This is a genomic window from Psychrobacter sp. 1U2 (assembly GCF_051847575.1).
Genome location: NZ_JBPYDC010000349.1, coordinates 1 through 1,177, shown reverse-complemented (window position 1 = coordinate 1,177; position 1,177 = coordinate 1). Strand labels below are relative to the sequence as shown.

Genomic DNA, 1,177 nt, shown 5'->3' with positions numbered 1-1,177 from the left:
GCATGGTTGACGCAGCAATTAAGTTTAGCAGTACAAAAGGGTTGGCTAATTGATGCATGATATTTAATATGCTAACGGTTTATTGAGGGGTGATGATGAAATTTTTAGAGCTAAAAATACCTCCAGTCGCACAAGTGCTTGCAACAGGGGTGGCAATGTACGGCGTGTCGAAAACGCTGCCAATGCTACAAACCGTTATACCAGGCGCAAAGTGGCTGGCAGGCGGGTTGACGCTCACTGGTATCGGCATTGGTATTATGGGTGTAAACGAGCTTAAAAAGGCGCAAACCACGGTCAATCCGCATAAACCAAATAATGCCACAAACCTTGTTACCGGTGGAATTTATCAGTATACACGCAATCCGATGTACTTAGGGTTGACGCTGGTGCTATTGGCTTGGGCGCTGTATTTGGCACATCTTTTGGCTTTTTTTGTCATTCTTATTTTTGTGCTGTATATGACGCGCTTTCAGATTATTCCAGAAGAGCGCGTGATGCAGCAAAAATTTGGCAAAGCATATCAAGCGTATCTAAAGAAGGTACGGCGTTGGATATGAGATATGGTAAGTAGAATGTTTCATTATTAACGAATGGACAAACAAATCAGGGAGATAATGTCATGGAAATGAAGAGCATACCGTTTGGGGTTACCGACTGGACAGAAATAGAAGCAGTAGAAGTTAAAGGCGAGACTGGCACAGGATATTGGAAAACATGTGAATTTAACAATATCAATGTGCATATGGTTGAGTATTCTGCAGGCTATCTTGCTGATCATTGGTGCTATAAAGGGCATATTTTATTCTGTATTGAAGGAGAGCTGAATACCGAACTAAAGGATGGTCGTACCTTTACTTTAACATCAGGAATGACTTATCAGGTGGCGGATGATACGATTGCCCACCGCTCGTCAACGCAGACAGGCGCTAAGTTATTCATCGTCGATTAAACCTACTGTGCATTGTTTAATGGGATTTATCACAGTCGAGGAGTAATAGTTTTGTCTGAATTAAAGACTGTTGGTCTTTTCTTTTTAACCGCACTTGCAGAGATTGTCGGCTGTTATCTGCCTTATTTGTGGTTACGAGAAGGTAGATCGGTTTGGCTTCTTGTCCCTGGAATACTTAGTTTGGCAGCCTTTGTGTGGTTGCTGACGTTGCATCCAACTGCAGTAGGC

At 42.7% G+C, this 1,177-nt stretch carries 3 protein-coding genes; all 3 read left to right on the top strand.

What is annotated here, in order from left to right; all coding sequences use genetic code 11:
* The first annotated feature begins 92 nt into the window (after nucleotides 1-92).
* Complete coding sequence (locus tag ACS8FD_RS15730; protein ID WP_439261558.1) at nucleotides 93-557, top strand: methyltransferase family protein; 465 nt, start codon at nucleotides 93-95, stop codon at nucleotides 555-557.
* 62 nt (nucleotides 558-619) lie between these two features.
* Nucleotides 620-949, top strand: a complete 330-nt coding sequence (locus ACS8FD_RS15725; RefSeq protein ID WP_299220130.1) for a DHCW motif cupin fold protein — start codon at nucleotides 620-622, stop codon at nucleotides 947-949.
* 51 nt (nucleotides 950-1,000) lie between these two features.
* Nucleotides 1,001-1,177: YnfA family protein (locus ACS8FD_RS15720; protein WP_439276535.1), on the top strand; the 177-nt coding region annotated here is incomplete at its 3' end.

Bases quoted from the DNA above. Each gene is read 5' to 3' on its own strand.
- ACS8FD_RS15725 (WP_299220130.1), top strand. From the start codon at position 620: ATGGAAATGAAGAGCATACCGTTTGGGGTTACCGACTGGACAGAAATA.
- ACS8FD_RS15730 (WP_439261558.1), top strand. From the start codon at position 93: ATGATGAAATTTTTAGAGCTAAAAATACCTCCAGTCGCACAAGTGCTT.